Origin of the sequence: Paeniroseomonas aquatica (assembly GCF_030409335.1) — a bacterium.
GTDB classification, from domain to species: Bacteria; Pseudomonadota; Alphaproteobacteria; order Acetobacterales; family Acetobacteraceae; genus Belnapia; species Belnapia aquatica.
The window spans coordinates 1-2,024 of the sequence record NZ_JAUFPN010000266.1 but is presented as its reverse complement, the minus strand read 5'-3'; the positions used below and the strand labels follow the sequence as shown (position 1 = coordinate 2,024).

Here is a 2,024-nt window from a genome sequence, read left to right as displayed (position 1 = left end):
TCAATGCAACTCTGCCCCTGCTGCTGCCGCGACGCTTACAAACCACGGCCGAATTCTGATGCTGATCCGTCGGTAGCGGGGACCAGCTCGACCTCACGTTGCCGCTCATCAGTCATGAGACAGGTGTGGTGAAGGCGATCTTGGTCGCGTGGTGGTCATGGAGGCAGCGCGGGTCATTGAGCAGGGCCGCGTCTTCGAGGTCTTCACCCGGCCGGCGCCGCCGGTAAAGCGCCGCCTGGCCCAACTGCTATTCTTCGGCCCGTCGTACACGACCGGTGATCAGCGAGACGAGCTACGATTTTGGCTCCGACATCAACATTCTCACCGGCCGGGTGGACGGGATTGCGGCGAGCCCTTCGGGGTGATGGCGTTGGTGGCCTATGGCCCAGCGGCAGCCATCGCGGTGGCCTTCTGCACCATCCGTCTGTGTCGCTGCACTAACGCCCCTCGATCCGGTAGTCTGGGGGCGCCGGCGCTTCAAGCATTTGTAGGGATGGGTCTACAAGCGGGCAAAGCCGCTTGTGCGCGGCAGGACCTCCACGCTTGGCACGAGCAGCATTTGGCTTTGGCAGGCGAGACGAGAACAGCAAGTTCCTGCGGCACTACCGGACCGCCAAAGGGCCCGAGCCAACCCGTCAAGACCTACAGCAGCCCAGCCAGATGCGCGCATTACGCTTGAGTACACGGGCGTGCTGATGCCATGCAGCGCCGAATGAACAAGCGGCTAACCGCCGCGCAGGGGCGGCGGCAGATGGCGGAGCACTTGTGCCTTTGAAGCACCTTCAGGAGTCGCTACTGGGGTAGACAAGGGTGCCATCCAGCTCTTGCATGGCCGCTGAGTTCATGCTCGCCTGGTCGATCTTGCCCCGGCCCATGATGTGAAGCACCTCGTTGCCGCTTGCGAGCAGGTAATCCGCAATGATACGCCGGTGGCAGCGCCACCACACCGCCTCCGCACACAAGACGGCGCAGCGATGCGCGCAGCCGAGATCGCGCAGCTCCGCCATCCCTTCCCGAAACTCTGACGTGGCCGCGTAATCGGCATAGTTCCGGAAACTCACGTTCTGCCAGAAGGTGTTTCGCGACAGCGCTTGGTCCTTCCGGCGCCCCCGAAGGCCACCGAGCTTCCGTAAGTGGCGATAACCGATTCGGTATTCAGCTAGGGCACCCGGGAGTGCATCGACGTTGAACTGCGGGTTAGTACGTGAGCGGGGGATTGTCCGCACGTCCACCACGAATTCGGCCCCGGCCTCCCGAAGCAGACCGGCCAATTCAGACACCGACCGGGTGGAGTGCCCAATGGTGTAGAACGGCGAGCTCTCACGCATGTTCTTCCCCACCCCCTAGATCCAGAGCGGATCGTCTTTGCAGTTGATGTTCAGTCACTGCGCGACGATGGCTAGCCTCTGCCGCAGCCAGGGCGCGGCGCAGCTGCTGCAGTTCGCAGTGAAGATCTCGGCCGGCCTGCCGGCTCGTGCTTCCGCAGCCGGCATACTCGCCTTGATGAATCAGTAGCATGTTCACGCTGTTGCCGAAGCACGTCAACGAACTGGCCTCGAAGGAGACCATAGACGCATCGAAGCAATCCGCTACAGCACGCATCATGAAGCCTGTATAAATTGTGGTGACGCATTGGCGGCAGTACGTGGCAGGCCGCTGCCACCACGACGCAGCATGACGATTTCCGCGAGGATGGAGAGCGCGATCTCAGCCGGCGTCCATGCGCCCAGGTCGAGCCCGGCCGGTGCGCGCAACCGCGCGAGCTCCCGGTCGGTGAAGCCTTCGCCGCGCAGAAAGTCGCACATCAGCGAAGCCCGCTTACGGCTGGCGATGATAGCAATATAGGATGCTGGCGAGCGAAGCGCGCGCACCGCTGATAGGTGATCGCCCTTGTGTTGAGTTGCGATTACGACGCTATCGGCCACGGTCGGGTTCAGCCGCTCATAACTGTAGTCATCGCCGATCAACTCAGTCGCTTGAGGAAACCTGAACCGCTCCAGGTTCGCCGGAGGCTGGTGAGCTTG

2 protein-coding genes are annotated in these 2,024 nt (G+C 62.5%); both read right to left on the bottom strand.

All coding sequences use genetic code 11. The annotated features are described in order from the left end of the window. Positions 1-782: 782 nt before the first annotated feature. Positions 783-1,328, bottom strand: a complete 546-nt coding sequence (locus tag QWZ14_RS29240; RefSeq protein ID WP_290320592.1) for a DUF488 domain-containing protein — start codon at positions 1,326-1,328, stop codon at positions 783-785. Between the two features lie 273 nt (positions 1,329-1,601). Then, positions 1,602-2,024, bottom strand: a 423-nt coding sequence (locus QWZ14_RS29235) for an XdhC family protein (RefSeq protein ID WP_290320591.1), incomplete at its 5' end; no start/stop codon positions are given.